Below are 21,749 nucleotides of genomic sequence, written 5' to 3'. Positions count from 1 at the left end.
GGTAAATAGAACTACTGCCATTCTAGAACCTTCGCCATCCCATGCCGCCTCACATAGCATGGGATGCCTTTAGCACCAGCCAGTCGCCGTCTACCACAGCAACTAGCCCACCGGGGAAGGGATCGCTCTGGCTGCCCTGGGGGGCGGCGAGCAGGGCGACGAGTTTCTCGACATGCTCAAAGCTGATTTGGGCTAGAGTTACCTGCTGAAGCAGCCGCCGCAGCACCCGCCGCTGGAGGGCCAACGGCGCGGTTTTGAGGGGCGATCGCTGAATTTTCCACACTTCGCTATCCCCATCTGGGGATGAGACCGATGACCCATATAACTCGCCTGCCATCGCCTCTAGCAGCTCGACCTCAGCGGTGAGCAGCTCCGCTGTCTGGGCCAAAGTCACGTCTACCCCAGGGTTGAAGTGCTGTTGCAGGTAGGGCAATAGCTCTAGGCGAATGCGGTTGCGGGCATAGCCGGTGTCTTGGTTGGTGGCATCGGGCCAGATGGGCAGGTCAAACTGGCGGCAGAACTCTGCGGTCTGCTGGCGCGTCAGCCCGAGCAGGGGGCGCACCACGGCAACGGGGCTGTCTTGGGAGAGGGGCCGCTGCCAGGCCAGGGCCTGGAGACCATCGGTGCCGCTTCCCCGCAGCAGGTTGTAGAGCAGGGTTTCGGTGCGATCGCTTGCCGTATGCCCCGTTACCACGTGGCTACAGCGTGCTTGTCTGGCCAAATCTTCAAATACCCGATATCGCCAATGCCGAGCCTGGGCCTCGGTAGCATAGTCGGCATCGGCGGTAACCACCTCACAGGGAACGCCCCAGCCTTCGCAGAGCTGCCGCACAAAATTGGCGTTGGCCGCCGAGTCGGGCCGCCAGCGGTGATCGCAGTGCACCGCCCGCAGCTGCCAGCTCCACTTGGGCCGCAGATCGACCAGCAGTTTGAGCAGGCACACCGAATCTTGCCCACCCGACACCGCCAATAACCCTGTCGCCCCCCGAGGCAGCAGCGGACGAACTTTCAGCAGCCGATGCACCCCGGCGTGGGTCGTGCTCCACGGAACCCCGCCCATAGCTTTAAGGGAATTGAATGCGCTTTTCCCAGGCTACCTTACCCTAGGATTTCGCCGGGCTTTGTTTCCTTGTGGCAAAAAAGAAAGTAGAAGAGCGAAAAACGAAAAAATACTCGATGGGCCCTGAATCCTGGCGTTTTAGGCTGTCCTAGCCCAGGCTTCACCGGCTATGGCACTCTACCGCTAGCGGGCTGAATCTCAGAAAAATCTGTGGCACACTTGGGCAACGGCTCCTCCACAGTTTTAACGGCATGGCGATCTATGGCTCAACCCTACCAGGCCCTCATTGATGACATAGTGGCCGCTACCCTCAAGGGCAGAATTCAGTCAAAACAGCAGGTCTACCGCATGCTGCAAGCGGGCATCGAGCCAGGCGGTGGCGAACTGTTTGAGCGGGCCTTGGCCACGACGCTGGCAGCTCTAGAGCCCGACCTGGCCCCCGGCAGTGACGAATTTAAGCAGGCCAAAGCGCTGCGCCAACAGCGTGCCCTCCGCACTATTCAGGGTGAATGGGAGCGCTGGCAGGCCGACAACCAAGCCACGGCGGTGCTGACCGGCGTAGAAGCCGAAATTCTCAACGCACCGCCCGAAGACCGGCTGTCTCGCCTCCTCGCTGCCCTTGACCCCAACCGCGATCAGCCCCTCTCTCGAGAACAGCTGGGGCAGCTGGTGCGGGCGCTTAAGCAGGCTCCTGTGCCGTCCGAATCGGTCTCGGCTGCCGAGACTGCCCCTGCCCTGGCCACCCTAGCTGATGGGCTTGACCAGGGGCTGGCCGCTTGGCAGCAGCTCGAAGGCGACGTCGTGGGGTGGATCTATGCCCAGGGCCAGCAGCTGGGCTTTAGTGAGCCTGGCGAGCAGTCTGGCCCGTGGCAGTACTGGGGCAAAATTGTGAATAACCTGGCGCTAAAACGCCTGTTTGTTGATCTAGCTCAGCATCAAACGGTCACTGCCGCTGGCGTGACGGCTCCCCTAGCCGTGACCGACTGGATTGCCTGGGGGGTGGTTTTGCAGCGCCTGCAGCTGGCCCTGGTGAACTGGTTCGATCGCCAGCCCTACGACCCCCAATCTGGCAAGCGGCTGTCGATCGCGACCTTTCTCACCTTTGCCGTGGTCTGGGGGCAGATCTCTGACCGTCTGGGCCAGCAGGGGCAGCGCATTCTGTCGACGGGCTCGTTTCAGCTGGCGCTCCAGGGGCTGCGGCAGTTTGCTAACCAGAGCTATTTCCCACTCTACGGCGGTCTATTTACCGCTTTATCTGGGGAACCCCTCCGCGCCCTGCTGGAGTATCTCGATCAGCCCCTGCAGGCCGTGCCCAACACAGCGGTAAAAGCCCGCATTCTCACCCTGCTGGGCTATTCACAGCGGGCGCTGGGCAACTATAGCCAGGCCCAGCGCTTTCACCAGCAGGCCCTGGAGGTGGCCCGCGAGGCCCACGATGTGCCTTGCGAAATCGCCAGTCTCAACCATCTCAGTCGCACCTCGGTGGCCCAGCAAGACTTTGAGGCCGCCCAGGGTCACAGCCAGCGGGCGCTGATTTTGGCCCGCCAGAGCGGCGATCGCATTGGTCAGGCTAACGCCCTGGCCAACGTGGGCTACAGCCAGGTTGCCCAGGGCCAATCTCAGCTATTGGAAGCCGAACAGTACGAAACCGTGCTCAGCTACCTAGAGCAGGGGCTAGCTCTGTCGGAGCAGGTGGGCGATCGCCCCAGCCAGGCCCTCTGCGCCAACAGTCTCGGCATCGCCCAGCTCAAGCTCGGGCAATATCGGGATGCGATCGAGTCTCTCCAGCAAGGGCTTCAGGTGGCGCAGGCGATCGGCGATCGCTTTCTAATGGCCTCCAATTTTGCCCACCTCGCCGCTGCTTACCAAGGCGACGGCAACCTCGAACAAGCGGTGCTCACCGGCTGCCTCGGCATGTATCTACACCACCAAATCGACTCCCCAGAATGGCGGCAGCCTGCGGCTCTGCTCAGCATTCTCTATGGGCAACTGGGGCCAGAGACCTTTGAGGGCATTCTCGCCGACCACCGTCGCCAGTTCCTCGCCGTGATTGGCGTCGATGGCTATGACTTTCTGCAGCCCCTGCTGGCGCGGTATCGCGAGTCGTTGGAGTAGGGGCTGGGTCAGGGAAACGGCTTCTATAGAGAATCCGCTTGGCCCAAAGCGTGGGCATGGTGCCGGCCGGAGTGGCGGCGATCGCACTAGAGCTTTTTGAAGTATCTAGCGACTGGCCACAGATCAAAGCCTGCCTTTTCGTAAGTATGTCGGGCTGGGGCATGGCCAGGATCACCACCGGTCTCAACCATCGCGATCGCCATGCCAGCCTCTTTCATCCAGTCCAGGGCAAAGTTTGTCAGAGTGCTGCCAATGCCGCGACCCTGAAAATTTGGATCGACGGCAACCATATAGATCTCACCCATACTGTCTGCCGGGTGCAGCTTGACGGCGACAAACCCCACAACAGAGTCTGCTTCCCTAGCAACCCACACATGGGTGTCTTCTCCAGCGCAGACATCCTCGACAGCCTTTTGCTGACTCCCCCGCCACTGATCGGGATAGAACGCTTGATACACCTCGGCATTCATTGTGGTTTGAATTGAATCAAAAACGGGTGCCCAGGCCCGCAGCGCCAGCCGAATAACCGCATCGAGGTGGTGAGAGGCATAGGGGTCGATTTCCATGTTCTGCAACCAAAACTTGGAGCCGATGACTTTGTCGAACCTATTTTAGGGCGAATTCCTATAGCTCTGGCAGTTCTGAAAGCTTACAGCTAGTGAAGCTGGGTTGGGACAGCCAAGCTATTCCGATTCAAGCTAGCGAACCTTTTTAGCCTTTCGCTCTTCTACTTTTATTCTTTTGCCGTCACCCCGTTGCCTCCCTCGGGAACCCGCCGATGGTTCAGTGCGTCACCCTAAAATCGGCCAAGTCGGCATCTGTGGCCATCGCTATATTTAGGGTTATGCCGCTGAGCGCTACCCTAGGGGGGGTAACGATACCCGCTAGACTGTCGTCTAATAGTTCAAACGTCACTCGTCCATGGCTATGACCGCTTCGTTTCCCAACCTTCCGCCAGAATCTAGACCGCTGGGGGGCCGCTATCGGCTCGTACAGCCCTTGGGCTCTGGGGGTTTTGGCCAAACCTTTAGCGCCCAAGACCTGCACCTGCCGGGGCATCCGCTCTGCGTGGTAAAGCAGCTCAAACCCCAGGTGACCAGTGCTGAAGAGCTGCAAACGGCGCGGCGGCTATTTGATACTGAGGCCCAGACCCTCTACAAGCTGGGGACGCACCCACAGATTCCGGGGCTGCTGGCCCACTTTGAGGAAGGGCAAGAGTTTTACCTGGCCCAGGAGCTGATCGAAGGTCACTCCCTAGCGGAGGAACTAGGAACCCCTTGGACTGAGGCCCAGGTTGCCGCCTTCCTGGGCGATCTGCTAGGAATTTTGGCTTTTGTTCATTCCCACGGCGTCATCCATCGCGACATCAAGCCCTCGAATTTGATTCGCCGCGCCAGCGATCGCCGCCTCGTGCTGATTGACTTTGGCGCGGTGAAGCAGGTGAGCGCCCAGGCCACCGCCCTGCGCTCTGGCCTCAGCCACACCATCTCCATTGGCACCCAGGGGTATATGCCCAGTGAGCAGGTGGCTGGGCGACCCCAGTTCAGCAGCGATATCTATGCCGTTGGCATCTTGGGCATTCAGGCTCTGACCGGCTACCCGCCGACTGAGCTGCATCCCGACCCCCACAGCGGTGAGCTGGAGTGGCAGCGCTACGCGCCTCAGGCCAATCCTGCCCTGCTGGATGTCTTGGAGGTGATGGTGCGCTACGACTTTCGCACCCGCTACACCACTGCTACTGAGGCTCTGGCTGCCCTAAGGAAGTTGCCCCCGGCCTTGAGTCGGTATGTGCCAGCTGCGCCGCCGCCCCAGGGGCAGACTCCCCGCACCACCGCCGCCACAGTGGTGGTCGGACGGCCGCGAGAACGAACTCAGCTGACAGCAGCAGCCCAGGTGCCAGCGGCTCAGGTGCCGGCAGCCAGGGTGCCAGCAGCGAAGGCACCGATGCAGCGGCGAGAGTCGTCGTCAGCTAGCTGGTTGCCCTTAGTGGCAGGAGCCTTGGCGGCGTCTGTAGTAGCGATCGCCGGTCTGCTCGGCTGGCAGGCGTGGCGCTCAGCCTCGTCTACCCCAGAAGACGAAACTTCAGTGGTGGCCACGGCTCCCTCCGCTGATGCACCTGCCGAAGCTGAGCCTACAGCCGTTGAATCTGAGCCCAAAGCGGAAGCGCCTGCCGCACCCCCCGAGGCCGCTGTCGAATCGGCTGAGGCCGAGCCTGAGGCACCCACTGCCCCAGAGCCAGAGATGGTCGATGCGTCAGATGAAGAGGTTGTAGAACCTGAACCACCGGCTCCACCAGCTCCAGAGGGTGGCGAGCTAACGCCCGAGGCAGCCCAGGCGACGGTGGCAACTCTGTATAGTCATGTTTCGAGCAAATCTTGGGATGCGGCGCGATCGCAGTTTAGCGGTCCGCTAGCGCAGCAGTTTGACCCCGGCTTTTTTTCCCAATTCGATCGTGTTTCGGTTGAGAATCTGCGGGTAACGGGACAAACCGCAAACAGCGTTGAGTTTGTGGGCGAGAACACCTATGTTTATCCCGATGGCTCTACTCAACGAGAACAGCGATCGTTCACGGTACAAATGCTGGACGGGCAGCCTCGAATTGTCGGCTCTAGCTTTGGCGGGGTGCTGGAGTCTCGGTAGGCAAGGTTAAATCTGGGCCTGCTTTTGTTGCGTGAGCTGAGGCGATTAGCAATGCACCCACCGTGTTTTTTACCTCTGTTGAGGTCGTCTAGACCAGAGAGAGACAATTTTCCTTCCGGCAATTCGCTGAGAGGATGTTTGAAAAGTCCTATGTCTTGTGGCAAAAGTGGAGATTCCTCTAAGTTTGCCAGTGTTCGATAGACTCGTCTTTGCCCCGTTGGCTCTTGGCTAGCAGGGCATTTTTTGTGAGGTTAGTAATTTCTTTTTGCTCCACCGGTATGATTTGCATAACTTTGGAGCCTGGATACCCTTTCGTTTGTGACTATTGCTGACCTGACCCAACTGTCTCAATGGCCCCAGGCTCAGCGGGGCAACATGGCCGCGATCGCCGAGTTGCTCACCACCGCCCTGAATGATCCAGCGCTGCGAGTAGAGGTTTCTCGGCGCGATCGCACTCTCTACGTGCTGCTCACCACCCCTCACCGTGACGGGCTGCCCCAGCATCTCGATCGCATTCATGCCGTAGTGACGGCTCTCGCTCTGCCAGATATCGCCGAACTCAAGGTGGTGGATGGCACCGATCGCCCCCTGGAACACCGCTGGCAGCAGGTCTTTAGCCTAGATGCTGCCGCCCCAGCGCCTCCAGCCACCATTTTTGTCGATGGAACGTTGGAGGAGAAGACTGCGGAAGTCGCGCCCAGCGATCGCAGATCAACGGCATCAGGGCCAGCGCCAGCGGCGAGGACTAGAGGCCGCTGGCGTTGGGGAGCATTGTCTATGGCAACGGTGCTCGGGTTTGGCCTGGCCGCTGGGATCACTCAATGGCGTTACGAACAGCAGCGCGAACCTAGCCCAACCCAGTCACTACCTGCCGCCAAGGCCGGTATGACTCAGGCGATCGAGCCCCTGCTTCCGGCAGCGTCTACAGCAGCTTTGGCGATCCCCGACCTAGCGGCCCCCGTGGCCCTAACCATCAAGGCCGTGGGCGACATCATTCCCGGTACCGACTACCAGCGCTACCGTCTGCCCAACGACTGGCAATACCTGTTTGGCAGCATTCAATACCACCTGGGCGAAGCCGATATTACCTTCGGCAATTTTGAAAGCACCCTTACAGAAGTGCCCAGCAGCGCCAAAGACACCGGCAGCGCCAATACCTTCGCCTTTCGCACCCCGCCCTGGTACGCTAGCGTGCTCAAAGAGGCCGGGTTTGACGTTCTGAGCGTGGCCAATAACCACTCCATGGATTTCTTTGAGCAGGGCTTTACCGATACCATCGCCCACATCGAAGCGGCGGGTATGAAGGCCGTGGGCCGCAAAGGCGAAATTTTGTACGTCGAGGCCCAGGGACAAACCGTGGCGTTCATCGGCTTTAGCAACTACCAAGAGCACAACCGGGTGCAGGATATAGAGGCTGCGATCGCCCTAGTAGAGACCGCCAACGCCCAGGCCGATGTCGTCGTCGTCTCCTTCCACGCCGGCAAAGAGGGCACCGATGCCACCGTCACCCGCGATCAAGACGAGATGTTCTACTCCGAAAATCGCGGCAACGTCGTGCGCTTCTCGCGCGCCGTTGTTGACCACGGAGCCGATTTGGTGCTTGGCCATGGTCCCCACGTTCCTAGGGCGATCGAGCTGTACAACAACAAGCTGATCGCCTATTCCCTCGGAAATTTCCTCGGCTACCGCAGTCTTTCTACCGTTGGCCCCTTGGGCACCTCGCTGATTCTGCAAACCGACCTCGATGCCCAGGGCAACTTCGTCAGCGGGCGCATCATCCCCGTCGCCCTCGATCGCAACGGTGTCCCTTACCTTGACGACCACTTTGGCGGCGTGGTGCTGGTGCGCCAGTTCACCCAGCGCGACTTTCCCGATACGCCCCTAGTGATCGACGATCTGGGCTACATCTGGCCCCGGTGATATCAGCAACGCACCTAATGAGCAAAGGGTAATCAAGAGAACCGGCAAAGTTATAAACCCTTTGTCCTTCGTACCTTAGACCATGCCTGAAGCAAGGTGTCACTAGTTCCCTATAGCTAGCGGATCTAGGCAGGTGTAATCTCTGCTGTCTGCCGAGTTCACGATTCAATTTAGTCCTACCTGAGCGACCTTCTGCTCCGTTTCTATCTTCGGGAAGACGTTAGAGGCCATATTTTTACTTACGCTACTTACATCTGGGAAGTCATTAGCTGTGAGCTTGTAGACTGATTGATCGCTTTTTCATAGTTATTAGATATGTCCGTTTTGCAGAATAAATCTGTAACTCAGTGTATCTCCCACAGTTTTATTGCTACTTTTAGAAGGATAGAAACATGACAACTAGTAAGATTCATATCTCATTAAAGATGATTGCCAAACGTCTTACAGTGCTGTTTGTGACTGTGGTTGCACTGTTTGGCTTTTCCCAAACGGCAGCTTTGGCTAGCCCTACCCCTAGCTCACTAGTAGCCCTGGCAGCATCGTCTCGCTTTGCTGCTCAAGCAGAATCTGAAGCTCTGAAGACAACCATTCCTGAAGAAAAACTCAGCGAAATGCGAGAGCAGCGTCGAGAATGGCAAAACAAAGCCGCTACTACCGCCGCCGCCGCTGCTGAGGCAGGAAAGAAACCTAAAAGCTCAGCTGGTGAATTAATCAAAGACAAACTCAATCTCGATGAAATCACTGAAGAGAACGAGATTGTCGAAACAATAACCAACTCCCAAAAGAAATAGAAGCCTTTCTTTCAGGTAAATAAAATTGGTGGGCACTGGGTTAAGAAGGCTTACGCCGTCATACCCAATGCCCACCTGAATGCGTTATTTGAGCTTAGAAATACCCTGTCAATGGTATAAAGTTTCTTGCCATTAACAGGAATTGCACAGAATTTACTCTTCTTCGCTCTCGTCGTATTCTTCTTCTTCCTCTGCTTCAGAAAAAAGTTCGCTCACGATTTCGTCGGCTCGTTCAACAGAGATCCGGAGAGCCTGGCGCAAGTCATCAATAAACTCTTGCTCATCTTCGGGCACTTCGCCGTCTGCAACGAGAACAACTAGCGCGATAATAAAGGCGGCTTCTTCTACGCCCTCATCTTTAATCGTCTCAATGGCTTGGGAGACGACAGCTTCAACCCCAGCCTCATTAATGAGGTTGCCAATCTCAGCGCCCAAGTCGGCAAAGTCTTCTTCCGTATATTCAGAATAGAGATCGATGCAGCTGACCATCTCACCCAGCGCATAGGCTTCTGCATCGCTAGATACTTCACCATCGGCAAACGCTGAAAATAGACCAATCATGGCCACTGCTAGCTCTGGGCTCAAGGCAACTTGAGTACCACCACCACGCGGTAATCTGCGTTTAGGCATGTTTCTCCAATCCATTAGTAATGTTGTGCGGCCCCTGGTCGGTTGATGGTCAACCAGGCTTAGCTTCAGCATTCCCAGAATGGGGTGGGGCGCACAGCCCGGAACCATTTAGGGTAAATAGATAAAGTTGAGTAACAGTTTGCACGGCGGTGTTTGGTAAGCCTATATATGCCATCGCCCAAATGCCGCAGAGCGATACTTGGCAACCAGCATTAGAGCAGCGCCGATCGCATAGGCCAGAATGTCTTTGCTATCAAAGGTGGTGCCAAGTACGGTGGCAATTAGCCGGTTATCGCGCAGCCCGATGCGATCGACCAACTGAAGATATTGCAGCCCTTCAATAAGGCAGGTAAAGGCAAAGACTCCCAATGCCGCCGTGATAGGCCGAACTTGCCAAAAGGCTTTGATGAAGCAGTAGATGAGAACGACAACCAAAATATCGCCAATAAGGGGGCGAATGATGCGATCGTCTAGGAAAATCGCGATCAAGGTTTCAACTAGAAACAACAAAACCGCAAGATAGAAATACTTGGCATTAAATTTGCTCATATGATTCATACATAATCAGCCCCCGCCTCTTGATTAAACCCTGTCGCCAGCTAAGGCATGATGTAGCCCTAGTGCAGCTTGCCAGTGCACAACTGTAGACAGTCAAACCTAAAACGGCTGGTGCCCAGGTCGTCTTTGGGTACCAGCCGTTCAAAGCACTAGCGCGATTTGTATGAGTTCAAGCTTCTATCGCTGAAAATTCGTTGGCCCACTGTAGTTTGTCAGCTCCGCCAGACGCTCCAGGCTTTGGGTGCCTGGATAAAACTCGCCATTGATCTCCCAGCTGGGAAACCCGGTAATTTCGGGTTTTGACCGACACACAGCGACCTGGGAATTTTGGCCGTCTTCTGCACATTCTACATAGTTGATTGCGGTGGCAGCTTCAGCTCCAAACAGCTGTTTTTGGTCGTGGCAGTGGGGGCACCACCAAGCGCCATACATTGTCGCGCCGACCTCTTTAAGGTGATTGGCCAGAGCAACTTCGGCGGGCCCAGAGGCGCTGGTAATCGGTGGCCCAGCTTGTCCAGCGACATTGCTGCTAGGGCTACCTGCGGCGTTGATAGGGGCGTAAACAGCCAGAGTAGAGATGATAGTGACGACGCCCACAATCAGGCCAATAAAAGCGATCTGACCGAGGTCATCCCAGCGATTGCCCAGCAAAATAATCACAAACATGGAGAGGGCGAACAGCGCCGAGCCAATGCAGTAGGGGCAAACCGCCTGTAGCTCAAAGGCCAGCACCGTCATCAAATAGCCGCTAAATACCAGCATGGCCGAGGCCAGCATAAACATCAGCGGCCAGGTCCAAGTTTCAAGCTTCTGGCGTAGGGGCTTGTTTGTATCGGCGTTAACTAGGAGGGGGGCAACGGCCAGCACTAGCATGGTGCCGTAGGCCAAGCAACCAAACAGCGTCAGGGGTAGGCCAAATACAGTGCCCCAGGGGCTAGAGAGCACGCGATCGCACCCCTCCGTAGGGCAAGTTCCCCCGCCAGTCAGCTTGGCAACGGTTAGGTAACCCGTACCCAGAGCACCAATCAAGGCGATCCCCGCCACTAGCCAGCGCGACCAGCGATGAATCCAACGGCTCTCTTGACGACGACGTCTCATGATGCGCCTCTCTTCCAAAACAGCTAACCCAAACTCTACAGCAACACAAAATAGCGGGGTGTTACCGCCCGTTTAGTGTCTATCTTAATGCCTCAGTTCCGGCATGGGCCGCAACCCCTAGGAGGTCACCATGGTCGGTAGGGTGAGATTGCCCTCCAGAGCTTGCAGGCTTTCCTGCATGGCTTCCACAAACTGTCCCACGCGAATGGGATCGATGGGCTGGTTAACGTCGCCCTGACGCTTGAGGGAGCTGGCGACAATCACGCCGTCAGCGGCCTTCATCAAGGTGCCAATGTTGTCGACATCGGCACCACTACCAATGAAGACGGGGCGATCGCCCGCTGCGGCCTTAGCCAGTTCTAAATCTTCTAGGCTAGGCGGGCTGCCCGTCGCCCAGCCCGACAAAATAATGCCGTCCGCCAGACCTCGGTGGATCGTCTCCTGCACCGCTGTGGTGAGGTTGGGCGACCCCAGAGGGCGAGCATGCTTGACCAGCACATCGGCCAGAATTTGCACCGAGCTGCCCAGCTCTTTACGGTAGCGCAGCAGATCGTGGGCGCAGCCTTCGATCAATCCCTGGTCAGTGGCCATCACCCCCGTCAGCACGTTGACGCGAATAAAGGCTGCCCCGGTGCAAGTGGCGATCGCTAGAGCACTACGGGCATCGTTACGCAGTACGTTGATACCGATGGGCACTGTGACCAGGGTCTGCAAGCGCTGCACCACCAGACCCATGGCGCTGACCACCGCTGGGTCCACGGCCCCCTTAGTAAAAGGGGCGTCAAAAAAATTTTCCACAATAATGCCGTGCACGCCGCCCGAGGCGAGGGCCGTGGCCTCTTGCTCGGCGCGATCGACAACAGCCTGTAGGTCTCCCTGCCAGCGGGGAGACGTCGGCAGGGGCAGCAGGTGCAGTACCCCAATGACCGGGTTGCGGGTGTTAAAGACTTTGATTAAGTCCACGTGAATTTTGCCTGGACTCGCCTAACGTATAGAACTTCAGGTTGACCCAGCCCGCCGCAGCAGACTCAGGCCCAACCCACCCTATCAGCATATCAATCCCGGGGACGCGATTTAGGCCATCCCCTGCTTTTGTGATGTATTATTTATGAGTGTTAATTTGTATTGCCCCCTGGTGCCATTGGCCAAAAGATTTGCTGGGCAATTCGTCAACACAGGATTGATGGATGCCTGAGCGATGGTGTTAGTGGTGCTGGTACCGAGATGGAACGGTTTACCAGTGACTTAGCGTGGTTAAGTCGACTCTACGACCCAAAGCTTTTGGCATGATTGGCATGTTACACACTGAGAGACACCATGGGGCTGAAGCCAACGGTTGCGTTTAACCACCTGGGCTGCGAAAAAAACCGGGTCGATACCGAGCACATGCTCGGTTTGCTAGTGCAGGCGGGCTACCAAGTCGATGCCAACGAAGAATTGGCCGACTACGTTGTGGTCAACACCTGTAGTTTTATCCAAGAAGCGCGGGAAGAGTCGGTGCGTACCTTGGTTGAGCTGGCTGCTGCTCAAAAGAAAGTCGTGATTACAGGCTGTTTGGCCCAGCACTTTCAAAATGAGTTGCTAGAAGAAATTCCTGAGGCCGTGGCCTTGGTCGGCACTGGCGACTATAACCGCATTGTCGAAGTGATTGAGCGGGCCGAAGCGGGCGAGCGGGTGAAGATTGTTTCTCCTGAACCCACTTACATTGCTGATGAAACCGTGCCTCGCTACCGCACTACCGCCTCTAGCGTGGCCTACCTGCGGGTGGCAGAGGGCTGTGACTACCGCTGCGCGTTCTGCATTATTCCGCACCTGCGCGGCAACCAGCGATCGCGCACCATTGAGTCTATCGTGGCCGAGGCCCACCAGCTGGCTGCCGAGGGCGTACAGGAGCTGGTTCTGATCTCCCAAATTACCACCAACTACGGCATGGACCTCTACGGCAAGCCTCGCCTGGCCGAGCTGCTGCGGGCGTTGGGTGAAGTAGACGTGCCCTGGGTGCGCATGCACTACGCCTACCCCACCGGCCTCACTCCCGAGGTGCTGGCCGCCATTCGAGAAACCCCCAACGTGCTGCCCTACCTCGATCTGCCCCTGCAGCACTCGCACCCCGAGGTGCTGCGGGCCATGAACCGTCCGTGGCAGGGACAGGTTAACGACAATGTTATCCACCGTATTAAAGAGGCTCTTCCCGAGGCTGTGCTGCGCACCACCTTTATCGTTGGCTTTCCTGGTGAAACCGAGGCCCACGTTGAGCATCTGCTGGAGTTTGTAGAGCGCCATCGCTTTGACCACGTTGGCGTGTTCAGCTTCTCCGCTGAGGAAGGCACCCCTGCCTACAGCCTGCCCAACCAGGTACCCCAGGACGAGCGCGATCGCCGTCGTGAGGCGCTCATGCTGGCCCAGCAGCCCATTGCTTGGGAGCATAACCGCGCCCACATTGGCCGCGTAGTAGATGTGTTGATTGAGCAAGAGAACCCAGCCACGGGCATGGCGATCGGTCGTAGCGATCGCTTTGCTCCTGAGGTTGACGGTCTGGTCTACGTGACCGGCACCGCTCCCCTCAACCAGATTGTCCCTGTGAAAATTACTGCCGCTGACACCTACGACTTGTTTGGCGAAATCGTCGCGATCCCATCCGCAGAGTCCTTGCTAAGCCTGGCTCGCTGAGTTTTATCAATATTTCGTTTTTTGTCCACTGCTTCAAGGAATCATCATGACCTTATCGTTTGCCAGTTTGGGGTTATCTGCAGCCCGTGTTAGCCATCTCGAAAGCATGGGCTACGACGAACCCACCGCTATTCAGGCAGAGGCCATTCCTCACCTGCTCTCAGGGCGAGACCTGATCGGTCAGGCCCAAACCGGCACCGGCAAAACTGCTGCCTTTGCTCTGCCCTTAATGGAGCAGGTCGATGCCAGTAATCCCGCCGTGCAGGTGCTAGTGCTGACACCCACCCGCGAGCTGGCTATTCAGGTGTGCCAAGCCATGCGCGGCTTTCGCATCGACGGTCGCCCTAAGGTGCTAGCCATCTACGGCGGCCAGTCCATCGAGCGCCAGCAGGAGCAGCTTCGGCGGGGGACTCAGATTGTAGTGGGCACTCCAGGCCGCGTGCTCGACATGCTCAATCGAGGCAGCCTCAACCTTAAAAGCCTGGGCTGGCTCGTGCTTGACGAAGCCGATGAAATGCTCAACATGGGCTTTATTCAAGACGTTGAAAAAATTCTCAGCAAAGCCCCCGCCGAGCGGCAAACGGCCTTCTTCTCTGCCACCATGGCTCCCGCTATTCGGGAGCTGGCCACCAAGTTTTTGCAGTCTCCCGTGACCGTCACGGTGCAGTCGCCCAAGGCCTCGCCTAAGCAGATTCAGCAGGTGAGCTACATCGTGCCCCGGGGCTGGACCAAGGTGCGCGCCCTCCAGCCCATCCTGGAGCTAGAGGATCCCGAAACCGCAATTATCTTTGTGCGTACCCGTCGCACCGCTGGCGATCTCACCCGCCAGCTTCAAGCGGCGGGCTACAGCGTCGATGAGTACCACGGTGACCTTAGCCAGTCCCAACGTGAACGGCTGCTGATGCGGTTTCGCCAGCAGCAGGTGAAGCTGGTAGTTGCGACCGATATCGCTGCCCGGGGTCTGCACGTTGACGATCTCACCCACGTGATCAACTTCGACATGCCCGATGCCATGGAGAGCTACGTGCACCGCATCGGCCGCACCGGACGAGCGGGCAAGAAAGGTGTTGCGATTTCCTTGGTGACACCCCTAGAAAAGTACAAGCTGCGGCAGATTGAGCGCCATACTAAGCAGCCTATGACTCTAGTCAAAATTCCCACCCGGGCTGAAATTGCCGCTCGCAACCTGGAGCGGCTACGCAGTCAGGTGCGCGAGGCAATTACCAGTGAGCGGCTGGCGTCATTTTTGCCGATAGTGTCTCAGCTCAGTGAAGAGTACGACCTGCGTACCGTCGCTGCTGCTGCTTTGCAGATGGCCTACGACCAGACTGTCCCAGCTTGGCAGCGCGAGCACCACAGCAGCGAACCCGAGGTGTCTGAGGGTGGTGTGCCCCTACCCAAGAAACGCAAAGGCATCTCCCCCGAGCCGCGCGAAGTCAGCAAGGCTAAGGAATAGAGGGATTACTTGCCGGCAAATCGTTGTCGGACGCTGCACGCAGCGTCCGACAACGATTTCCTAACTCAACAATTTATATTGTGGGTTGCGTTGACCGATTGAGTTTGATTGCGTATGCCAGCACACAGCATCTCCCGTAAGGCATCCTAAGATTAGGGAAAGGTCAGGTTAACCCCGAAATTAGGGAGGTGACCATTATGCTGGTGCTAATGACCGACAACCAACTCATCTCGCCCCAGACCGTGTGCTGCAACTGCCTGATGGCCGATCGCCACGGGCAGCCCCGCTGGCAGCAGGGTAAACTGCGCTGTGGTCGCCCAGTGACCAGTCTAGACCAGGCTCAGCCCGCTCAATTTGAGTGCCAGATGGGCTTTCGGGTGGCTGATATTGGTTAAAGATCACAAGTTGAGGGTGGAGATACGGAACCCCATAGGGTTGTTCTCCGTACCCTGAACCGTATACCTCGTCTCTCCGGCAAATCATAGATTTACGATATGGTAAGGCTATAGCCTGGTAGCCCTTAGCGTTTGTCTGGAGAAAACTAATGACTTGGAGCAGTTCCCCAAATCCCACTATCTTGGATCGCATTCTGGCGGCCCTGCCCTATATTTTGCCGGTTACGGCTGGGCTACCCTACGGCCTTCAGCTAATCAGCCAGTTTCCGGTGTTTGGGTTTTTGCTGCTGCCCCTGTCTCCCCTAATTGCCGTCTATGGAACCCTAGAAAGCACAATTCCCTTCTTTGGGCTAATCGTGTTTTTTGCGTTAATTTTGCTGGTCGTGCGCAACGAAAACATCAGCCGATTTATTCGCTTCAACACTATGCAAGCGATTTTGCTGAGCATCATTCTAGCGGTGTTTAGCCTTATTCTCAGCCTGCTAGACCCCAGCCTGTTTGGGGAACTGCTATTTAGCACGCTGTCCAATATGCTGTTTCTCGGCATGTTGATTTCGGTGGGCTACTCCTTGGTGCAAACCTTCCGGGGTCTCTATGCCGAGATCCCAACGATTTCAGAGGCTGTGCACATGCAGGTGCGCTAGGGGCGCAGCGCCACAGTATTCTCGAGCGCGCCAATACCTTCGATTTCTACTCTGACTTGGTCACCAACCCTAAGCGGGCCGACCCCGGCTGGGGTGCCTGTTAGGATCACGTCTCCGGGCAGCAGGGTCATAATCTCGCTGATGTAGGCCACCAGATAGTCAGGGCTGTAGATCATTTCTTCGATCGAGGCTGACTGTACGGGTGCTGCTTGGCCGTTGAGAAAGGTCTGAAGCAGCGCTCCGGCGCTGAGCTCTCGCACAATCCAGGGACCGAGGGGGCAAAAAGTATCGAAACCCTTGGCGCGAGTCCACTGGCTATCGCGCTTTTGCAGGTCACGGGCGGTGACATCGTTGGCGATGGTGTAGCCCCAAATTTTGGCGCGGGCGGCTTCGGGCGGTACATGGGCGCAGCGATCGCCAATTACTACGGCCAACTCGCCTTCATAGTCGATTTGGGTCGATTGGGGCGGGTAGTAAATGGGAGCCCCAGTGGCGGTAACCGCCGTTGAGGGCTTGATAAATAGCAGGGGTTCGGGTGGGGCTTCGGTACCCATCTCGGCGGCGTGGGCGGCATAGTTTTTTCCCACAGCCACTACTTTAGAGGGGGCACAGGGGGCCAGCAGGTCATAGCTGCCGGGCAATAGCTCGACCTCGGTGGGCTGTCCCTGTAACCAGGGTGGTGCATCTAGCACCTGCACACTGCGATCGGGGCGCAGCAGGCCGTAATGCAGTTGCCCGGTTTGAGACTGAACCCTAACGTAGCGTTGCGCCATAATTTTCTAACTCTTGGCCTGCTAATTCTTGGTATGATTGTAGATCCTTGTCTTTGCGCCAATACGTGAGGCATGGGTAAGCGAGTGGCTAATCGGCTACAAAGGCTTATTTATGCCTATTTTTGGCTGCAAAGGCCACTATGTCCACAAGGAGTTTTCATGACAGCCTACATGTACGAGACAATGTACATCCTGCGCCCCGATCTAAATGACGAGGCGATTGATGCGACTATTGGCAAATATCAAACCATGTTGAAGGACCAGGGTGCTTCAATTTTGGAGACCCAGCACCGGGGCAAGCGCCGTCTGGCCTACGAAATTAATCGCCACCGCGAGGGCATCTATATTCAGATGAACTATACCGGGCCTGGGGGGGCGATCGTACCTCTCGAGCGCGCCATGCGTCTGAGTGAGGAAGTTATTCGCTTTCTGACCGTTAAGCAAGAGTCTGACGAACCTCTGCCTGAAGCGGTCGAAGAACCTGCTGAGGCCGTTGCCGCCGTTGCCGCTGACGAAGTTACCGTCGCTACTGGCGAAGAAGAGTAGAGCTGACTCTGCCGTAAAATGCCCATCTGCCGTTGGTCAGTCTGCCCTTGGGAAGAGATTGACCAGCGGCTTTAGTTTAGAGAGCAGTCAGTTTGATTTTGAGTGTGCCAACTTTTCAAACAGGTGCTATAAATTAGCAGCAACTCAATCCAACCCTGCCAAAGTCTTGCTGTGGTCACCCAACCTTATTTTGGGCGCAGCTAGTTGAGCTGGGATAGAGAGCATAATTCAGGCTTTTGGTGCATCGGGTAGCAGGTTAGTCATTTGGTGTGGGAGTAATCTTGTGGCGCAGTCTTCATATGCTGATATGAATGAGCAGCAGGCAGAAATTGCCCGGCTCGAATCTGAGCTGGCCATTCGTGACCAGCTGGTGCAGCAGCTTTCTCAGGAACTGTTTCGCCTAGTGAAAGGCAACACTGGGTTTGTGCCCAGCCCCGAGATGTCTGAGCAGCACCAGGCGGAGATGACCGCTCTGCGCGAACAGCTGCGGGGAGTTGAAAAGCAGATTGACTTTTACCAAGGGCAGCTGGAAGAACGTGACGGCGAAGTGCTGCAGCTGCGGCAAACGGTGCAGGAGTTGACCGATCGCACCCGCATGTTAGAGCAGGTCGTGCAAGAATTGCCCACAGTCTATCGACAAAAGTTTGCTGACCGCATGGCGGCGGTCAAGCAGCGGGTAGCCGAAATTCAGCGCGAAAATCGTCAGCTTCAGGCCGAGCTTCAGAGCGTCAGCTATCGCTTGGCCATGCGTACCCGCCGCAGCCAGCGGTTAGAGCTGCCTACCCTAGAGCAGGATGGCCTGGACGGCATCTCGCTACCATCGTTTTAAGAAATCTGGTGTAGTTTTTCGGCTGTCGGCACACCTCGGTTCCAGTAAGGCTGAGGTTTAATTGCTACGCCGTGATGGCAGCCCAGCCTTTTCCACAATGTAAGGCGAGGGTATGGCTTGCAGACTGCCTGTGTAGACCAGCGATCGATGCAGCATGGCGGCCACTTCGGCTCGGCTAGCGGGTCGGTTGGGGGCCAGCGTAGTAATTTCTGGATAGTTAACCACTAGGCCTGCTTCAGTAGCTGCGACTAGCTGACGAATCGCCCAGATTGGTACCTGCTCTCGATCGGTGTAGGGCACCAACGCTTCGGTGGCGGCGTGGCTAGACGTTAGCGCTAACCCATTGGCCAGGGCTGTGATCACCTGAATGCGGCTGATCGGTTGGTCGGGCAGGAAGTCCCCCTCTGGAGAGCCGCTGAGAAACCCCATTTTTACTGACTTTTGCACGCCCTTGTAGGCCCAGTGATCTGGCTTCAAATCTGAGTATGAGCTCTGCACCGGAAGCGGGGAATGAGCGGGGGGGAGATTAAAGAGCTGGGCCAGCTGGGCGGCAAATTCAGCTCGCGTCATCGCTGCCCCAGGGCGAAAGGTGCCGTCGGGAAAGCCCGACACCAAATCCCGCTGGGCTAGGTCGGCCAGCAACGGCCAGGCCCAGTGAGCCCTGTTGAGGTCGTTAAACTTGGGCTGAGCCTGCACCAGCGGTAGCTCGGGCCAGGCTTGCTGGGGCGGCAGGGGCTGAGGTATCACTGGGGGCGGCACTGTCAATGGCAACCGTTCAGGGTAGCGACGAAACAGCCTTTTGAGGCCCCGCACTGGCATAGGGCTGGTTGCTGGTATCAACGTGGCGCCAGCGTCTACGGGTTGTTTGCTGGTCCAGGCAATGAGGAGGCCGGTGGCGATCGCCAACAGCCCGGCGGGCACCAGTGAGTACCACCGCAGGCGATGAGGTGACGGCATCTGGGACCGCCGGGGCAAAGGACGCAATGGCATTGGGGACAGATGGCTGCGGCTGCTACACTAAAGCGAGGTTAGGTCACACCATTGACCAGACTTGCCCCCCTATGATAAGTCTTGCCTAGGGGTTGAGCCGGTTTAGGTCTAACGTAAGTTTCGGCTGGCTGGCGGCATTACGTGAAACGCCGCCGGTTTGTCGCTGGTTAAGCCATGTATCGGACTTAGGAGTAATGGTCAAGGGGAAACAAAAACGCCGGGGAGCCCTGGCTGCGATCGTGGTCTTTACCTCCCTAGTTGGGCTGGTAGCAGCCAGCTACGGGCAACGGTCCCAAGGAGAGGCCCAGGCCATCCTTGCTGGCACCACTGCGACTACCGCTCAAGCATTGCCCTCCTACAGTCCCCAGGCCGGCGTTCTACTTGACGGTGTGCTCGCTCCCCTCAGCTCGCTACGGGTGATGCAGCGAGCGATCGCTTTGGCCCCTGGGGTCGATGCCGATGTTGCGCCAACCCTGGCGCTGCTGGCTGCGCCTCTCAAGACTACGGGGCTTGGTCCTATTCGCGTCGGTATGGAGCTAGACGATCTGCGGGCGAAGGGGCTCACTCCAGTCCTGATCGAAGACGCTAGCAATGGCCAATGTCAGTACTATCGTATTAAAGACCATGGGGAACCCCTTGGGCTGATGGCCATTGACAATCAGGTGCTGCGGGTCGACATTTGGCCAGGCAGTTTAACGACCACCCGCAGCGGTATTCGGATTGGTTCAACCGAGCAAGACCTGGTGCGGGTCTATGGTGAGCAGCTAGAGGCCACAGCCAACCCGGTAACCCTGGGTAAAACAGTCATTTTTACCCCCCAAGACCCTGGTGAAGACGTCTATCGTTTGGTGTTTGAAACCGACGACCAGGGCCGTGTTACTCAGTTTCGTGCTGGGCAGTTTCCTTCGGTAACTTGGGCTGAAGGCTGTGGCTAGGCGCGACAACCGCCGTCGAACAGAGCTAGCCCAGGCATCGAATTGCTTCTAACATGCCTCGGGCTTTGTTTAGGGTTTCTTGATACTCTGATTCAGGAATAGAGTCGGCCACCAGTCCGGCCCCGGCCTGCACCGCAACGCTGTGACCACCCTCAGGCAGCGCCCTCACTACCATGGTGCGAATGGTAATGGCGGTGTTGAGCTGCCCCTCAAAATCGTAGTAGCCGTAAACCCCAGAGTAGGGTCCACGCCGACAGGGCTCTAGGTCATGGATAATCTGCATAGCGCGGATTTTGGGCGCACCGCTGACGGTACCCGCTGGAAAGCAGGCCTTGAGTAGGTCCCAGGCGGTTTTGCTAGGGCTGAGGTGACCCACTACGTTACTGACAATATGCATGACGTGGGAATAGCGCTCGATCACCATCAGCTCGTCGACCTGCACCGTGCCGCTGAGACAGACGCGGCCCAGGTCGTTGCGGCCCAGATCGACCAGCATGACGTGCTCAGCCCGTTCTTTGGGGTCAGCCAGCAGGTCCTGTTCGTAGGCGACGTCTTCGGCGGCGGTTTTGCCTCGAGGGCGGGTGCCGGCGATGGGGCGCACTGTGGCCAGGCAGGGCTGACTGGGGTCGTCGGCCAGGGTAGCCTTAACCATGACTTCAGGGCTAGAGCCAATCAGCTGCCAGTCGTAAAAGTTGAAGTAGCACATGTAAGGGGAGGGATTTATCTGCCGCAGTGAGCGGTAGAGATCGAATGGATTGCCCCCATAGGTGGTATTTAACCGCTGGGAAATGACCACCTGAAAAATATCTCCGGCCTGAATGTGGGCCTTGGCCTGCTCAACGCTGGCGCAGAATTCAGCCGGGGTGCGATTGCTGGTGTACTGGACCGGGGGCGTATCGCGGTGGGGCGGGTGCCAGGACAGGGCAGACTGGGCCGGGGGTAGCGGCAAGGTGAGCTTGTGGAGCAGCTGCTGGACGCGATCGCAGGCCCCCTCGTAGGCCGCCCGCACATCCGTACCGGAGTAACGCAGGTCGGCGTAGGCCACCGCCCAGATCTTGCGCTGTACCTGGTCGAAAATCAGCAGACTATCCACCTGCATCCACAGACCGTCGGGTAGGTCGTCAGGGTTGGGGGGGTAAACGGGCACCGTGGGCTCAATCCAGCGGATCAGCTCGTAGCCCCAGAAGCCAAACAGGCCACCGATGCCGGGGGGCAGGGCGGGCAGCTTCACCGGCTGGTAGGGGGCCAGGCAGTCGGCCAGGGTATCGAAGGGGTTGCCCTGGTGGTCAATGACAGTGCCGTCGCGGTGGGTTTGGGTAGACTGGTCGCCCCGGCTTTCCAGCACCCACAGTGGGTCGCAGCCCAAAAAACTGTAGCGGCCCAGGCTTTCGCCGCCCTCTACCGACTCCAGCAAAAAGCTGTAGGGCTGTCCGGCACAAACTTTGTACCAGGCCGACACTGGCGTGTCGAGATCGGCCAACCACTCTTGGTAGACGGGCACAAAGTTGCCCTGGGTGGCGTAGGTTTGAAACTGCTCAAAGGCTGGAAAAATCATGGCACTTATTTTACAGCGCGATTGGGGCAGCGCAATGGTTCAAAAGCTGGCCTAAGGGGCGATCGCCAGTCCAATGGCAAACTTGATTAGATAGCAAAAGGGGCCTAGCCGCAGCTACGCCCCCCTACAACACAACAGTCACAG

General features: G+C 57.4%; 20 protein-coding genes. 11 read left to right on the top strand and 9 right to left on the bottom strand.

Annotated features, from left to right (window positions below):
• Positions 1 to 49 precede the first annotated feature (49 nt).
• Positions 50 to 1,060 carry a tRNA lysidine(34) synthetase TilS gene (tilS, locus tag H6F59_RS01525; RefSeq protein ID WP_190694571.1) on the bottom strand — a complete coding sequence of 337 codons (1,011 nt, stop codon included), beginning with the start codon at positions 1,058 to 1,060 and terminating at the stop codon, positions 50 to 52.
• 261 nt (positions 1,061 to 1,321) lie between these two features.
• Between tilS and H6F59_RS01520 the strand changes: the two genes are divergently transcribed.
• Positions 1,322 to 3,175 carry a tetratricopeptide repeat protein gene (locus tag H6F59_RS01520; protein ID WP_190694569.1) on the top strand — a complete coding sequence of 618 codons (1,854 nt, stop codon included), beginning with the start codon at positions 1,322 to 1,324 and terminating at the stop codon, positions 3,173 to 3,175.
• An 86-nt stretch (positions 3,176 to 3,261) separates the two neighbouring features.
• On the opposite strand, the gene H6F59_RS01515 is transcribed toward H6F59_RS01520, so the two are convergent.
• Positions 3,262 to 3,741 carry a GNAT family N-acetyltransferase gene (locus tag H6F59_RS01515; protein WP_190694567.1) on the bottom strand — a complete coding sequence of 160 codons (480 nt, stop codon included), beginning with the start codon at positions 3,739 to 3,741 and terminating at the stop codon, positions 3,262 to 3,264.
• Positions 3,742 to 4,102: 361 nt separating this feature from the next.
• On the opposite strand from H6F59_RS01515, the gene H6F59_RS01510 reads away from it, so the two are divergent.
• The 3 genes from H6F59_RS01510 (at position 4,103) to H6F59_RS01500 (ending at position 8,526) form a co-directional block, all read left to right on the top strand.
• Positions 4,103 to 5,815 carry a serine/threonine-protein kinase gene (locus H6F59_RS01510; RefSeq protein ID WP_190694565.1) on the top strand — a complete coding sequence of 571 codons (1,713 nt, stop codon included), beginning with the start codon at positions 4,103 to 4,105 and terminating at the stop codon, positions 5,813 to 5,815.
• A 318-nt stretch (positions 5,816 to 6,133) separates the two neighbouring features.
• Positions 6,134 to 7,735, top strand: a complete 1,602-nt coding sequence (locus H6F59_RS26180) for a CapA family protein (protein ID WP_199325507.1) — start codon at positions 6,134 to 6,136, stop codon at positions 7,733 to 7,735.
• A gap of 392 nt (positions 7,736 to 8,127) precedes the next feature.
• Positions 8,128 to 8,526, top strand: a complete 399-nt coding sequence (locus H6F59_RS01500; protein WP_190694563.1) for a hypothetical protein — start codon at positions 8,128 to 8,130, stop codon at positions 8,524 to 8,526.
• 153 nt (positions 8,527 to 8,679) lie between these two features.
• Here H6F59_RS01500 and H6F59_RS01495 read toward each other — a convergent pair whose 3' ends face one another.
• The 4 genes from H6F59_RS01495 to btpA all read right to left on the bottom strand — a co-directional run bounded on the left by H6F59_RS01495 (position 8,680) and on the right by btpA (position 11,775).
• Positions 8,680 to 9,156, bottom strand: a complete 477-nt coding sequence (locus H6F59_RS01495; protein ID WP_190694561.1) for a tellurite resistance TerB family protein — start codon at positions 9,154 to 9,156, stop codon at positions 8,680 to 8,682.
• 162 nt (positions 9,157 to 9,318) lie between these two features.
• Positions 9,319 to 9,705 (bottom strand): DUF2809 domain-containing protein, encoded by a 387-nt coding sequence (locus H6F59_RS01490; RefSeq protein ID WP_190694559.1) that lies wholly within the window; start codon positions 9,703 to 9,705, stop codon positions 9,319 to 9,321.
• 186 nt (positions 9,706 to 9,891) lie between these two features.
• Positions 9,892 to 10,812 carry a vitamin K epoxide reductase family protein gene (locus tag H6F59_RS01485; RefSeq protein ID WP_190694557.1) on the bottom strand — a complete coding sequence of 307 codons (921 nt, stop codon included), beginning with the start codon at positions 10,810 to 10,812 and terminating at the stop codon, positions 9,892 to 9,894.
• A 117-nt stretch (positions 10,813 to 10,929) separates the two neighbouring features.
• Complete coding sequence (btpA, locus tag H6F59_RS01480) at positions 10,930 to 11,775, bottom strand: photosystem I biogenesis protein BtpA (protein WP_190694555.1); 846 nt, start codon at positions 11,773 to 11,775, stop codon at positions 10,930 to 10,932.
• Between the two features lie 354 nt (positions 11,776 to 12,129).
• On the opposite strand from btpA, the gene rimO reads away from it, so the two are divergent.
• From rimO to H6F59_RS01460, 4 genes are all read left to right on the top strand, one after another.
• On the top strand, positions 12,130 to 13,482 hold the full coding sequence (gene rimO / locus H6F59_RS01475) for a 30S ribosomal protein S12 methylthiotransferase RimO (RefSeq protein ID WP_190515076.1): 1,353 nt from the start codon (positions 12,130 to 12,132) through the stop codon (positions 13,480 to 13,482).
• A 46-nt stretch (positions 13,483 to 13,528) separates the two neighbouring features.
• Entirely contained in the window at positions 13,529 to 14,938 is a 1,410-nt protein-coding gene (locus H6F59_RS01470) for a DEAD/DEAH box helicase (protein WP_190515074.1), read from the top strand.
• Positions 14,939 to 15,135: 197 nt separating this feature from the next.
• Positions 15,136 to 15,333 (top strand): hypothetical protein, encoded by a 198-nt coding sequence (locus H6F59_RS01465; RefSeq protein WP_190515072.1) that lies wholly within the window; start codon positions 15,136 to 15,138, stop codon positions 15,331 to 15,333.
• A gap of 149 nt (positions 15,334 to 15,482) precedes the next feature.
• Positions 15,483 to 15,977, top strand: a complete 495-nt coding sequence (locus H6F59_RS01460; protein WP_190515070.1) for a Tic20 family protein — start codon at positions 15,483 to 15,485, stop codon at positions 15,975 to 15,977.
• Here the strand turns inward: H6F59_RS01460 and H6F59_RS01455 are convergent.
• A complete protein-coding gene (locus tag H6F59_RS01455; protein ID WP_190694553.1) occupies positions 15,974 to 16,750 on the bottom strand; it encodes a fumarylacetoacetate hydrolase family protein in 777 nt (258 codons plus the stop codon). The genes H6F59_RS01460 and H6F59_RS01455 overlap by 4 nt on opposite strands.
• 159 nt (positions 16,751 to 16,909) lie before the next feature.
• On the opposite strand from H6F59_RS01455, the gene rpsF reads away from it, so the two are divergent.
• Positions 16,910 to 17,296 carry a 30S ribosomal protein S6 gene (gene rpsF / locus H6F59_RS01450; protein WP_190694551.1) on the top strand — a complete coding sequence of 129 codons (387 nt, stop codon included), beginning with the start codon at positions 16,910 to 16,912 and terminating at the stop codon, positions 17,294 to 17,296.
• A gap of 283 nt (positions 17,297 to 17,579) precedes the next feature.
• A complete protein-coding gene (locus H6F59_RS01445) occupies positions 17,580 to 18,125 on the top strand; it encodes an Npun_F5560 family protein (protein ID WP_313887080.1) in 546 nt (181 codons plus the stop codon).
• A gap of 57 nt (positions 18,126 to 18,182) precedes the next feature.
• On the opposite strand, the gene H6F59_RS01440 is transcribed toward H6F59_RS01445, so the two are convergent.
• Positions 18,183 to 19,082: an S-layer homology domain-containing protein gene (locus H6F59_RS01440; RefSeq protein WP_190694549.1), complete on the bottom strand. Its 900-nt coding sequence runs from the start codon at positions 19,080 to 19,082 to the stop codon at positions 18,183 to 18,185.
• A gap of 227 nt (positions 19,083 to 19,309) precedes the next feature.
• On the opposite strand from H6F59_RS01440, the gene H6F59_RS01435 reads away from it, so the two are divergent.
• A complete protein-coding gene (locus H6F59_RS01435; protein WP_190694547.1) occupies positions 19,310 to 20,050 on the top strand; it encodes a hypothetical protein in 741 nt (246 codons plus the stop codon).
• A 25-nt stretch (positions 20,051 to 20,075) separates the two neighbouring features.
• Here H6F59_RS01435 and H6F59_RS01430 read toward each other — a convergent pair whose 3' ends face one another.
• Positions 20,076 to 21,605: an anthranilate synthase component I family protein gene (locus tag H6F59_RS01430; RefSeq protein ID WP_190694546.1), complete on the bottom strand. Its 1,530-nt coding sequence runs from the start codon at positions 21,603 to 21,605 to the stop codon at positions 20,076 to 20,078.
• Between the last annotated feature and the right edge of the window lie 144 nt (positions 21,606 to 21,749).

It is taken from the genome of Nodosilinea sp. FACHB-141 (assembly GCF_014696135.1).
Classification (GTDB): Bacteria; Cyanobacteriota; Cyanobacteriia; order Phormidesmidales; family Phormidesmidaceae; genus Nodosilinea.
The sequence above is the reverse complement of the archived record's forward strand: the minus strand, read 5'-3'. Positions and strand labels throughout refer to the sequence as shown.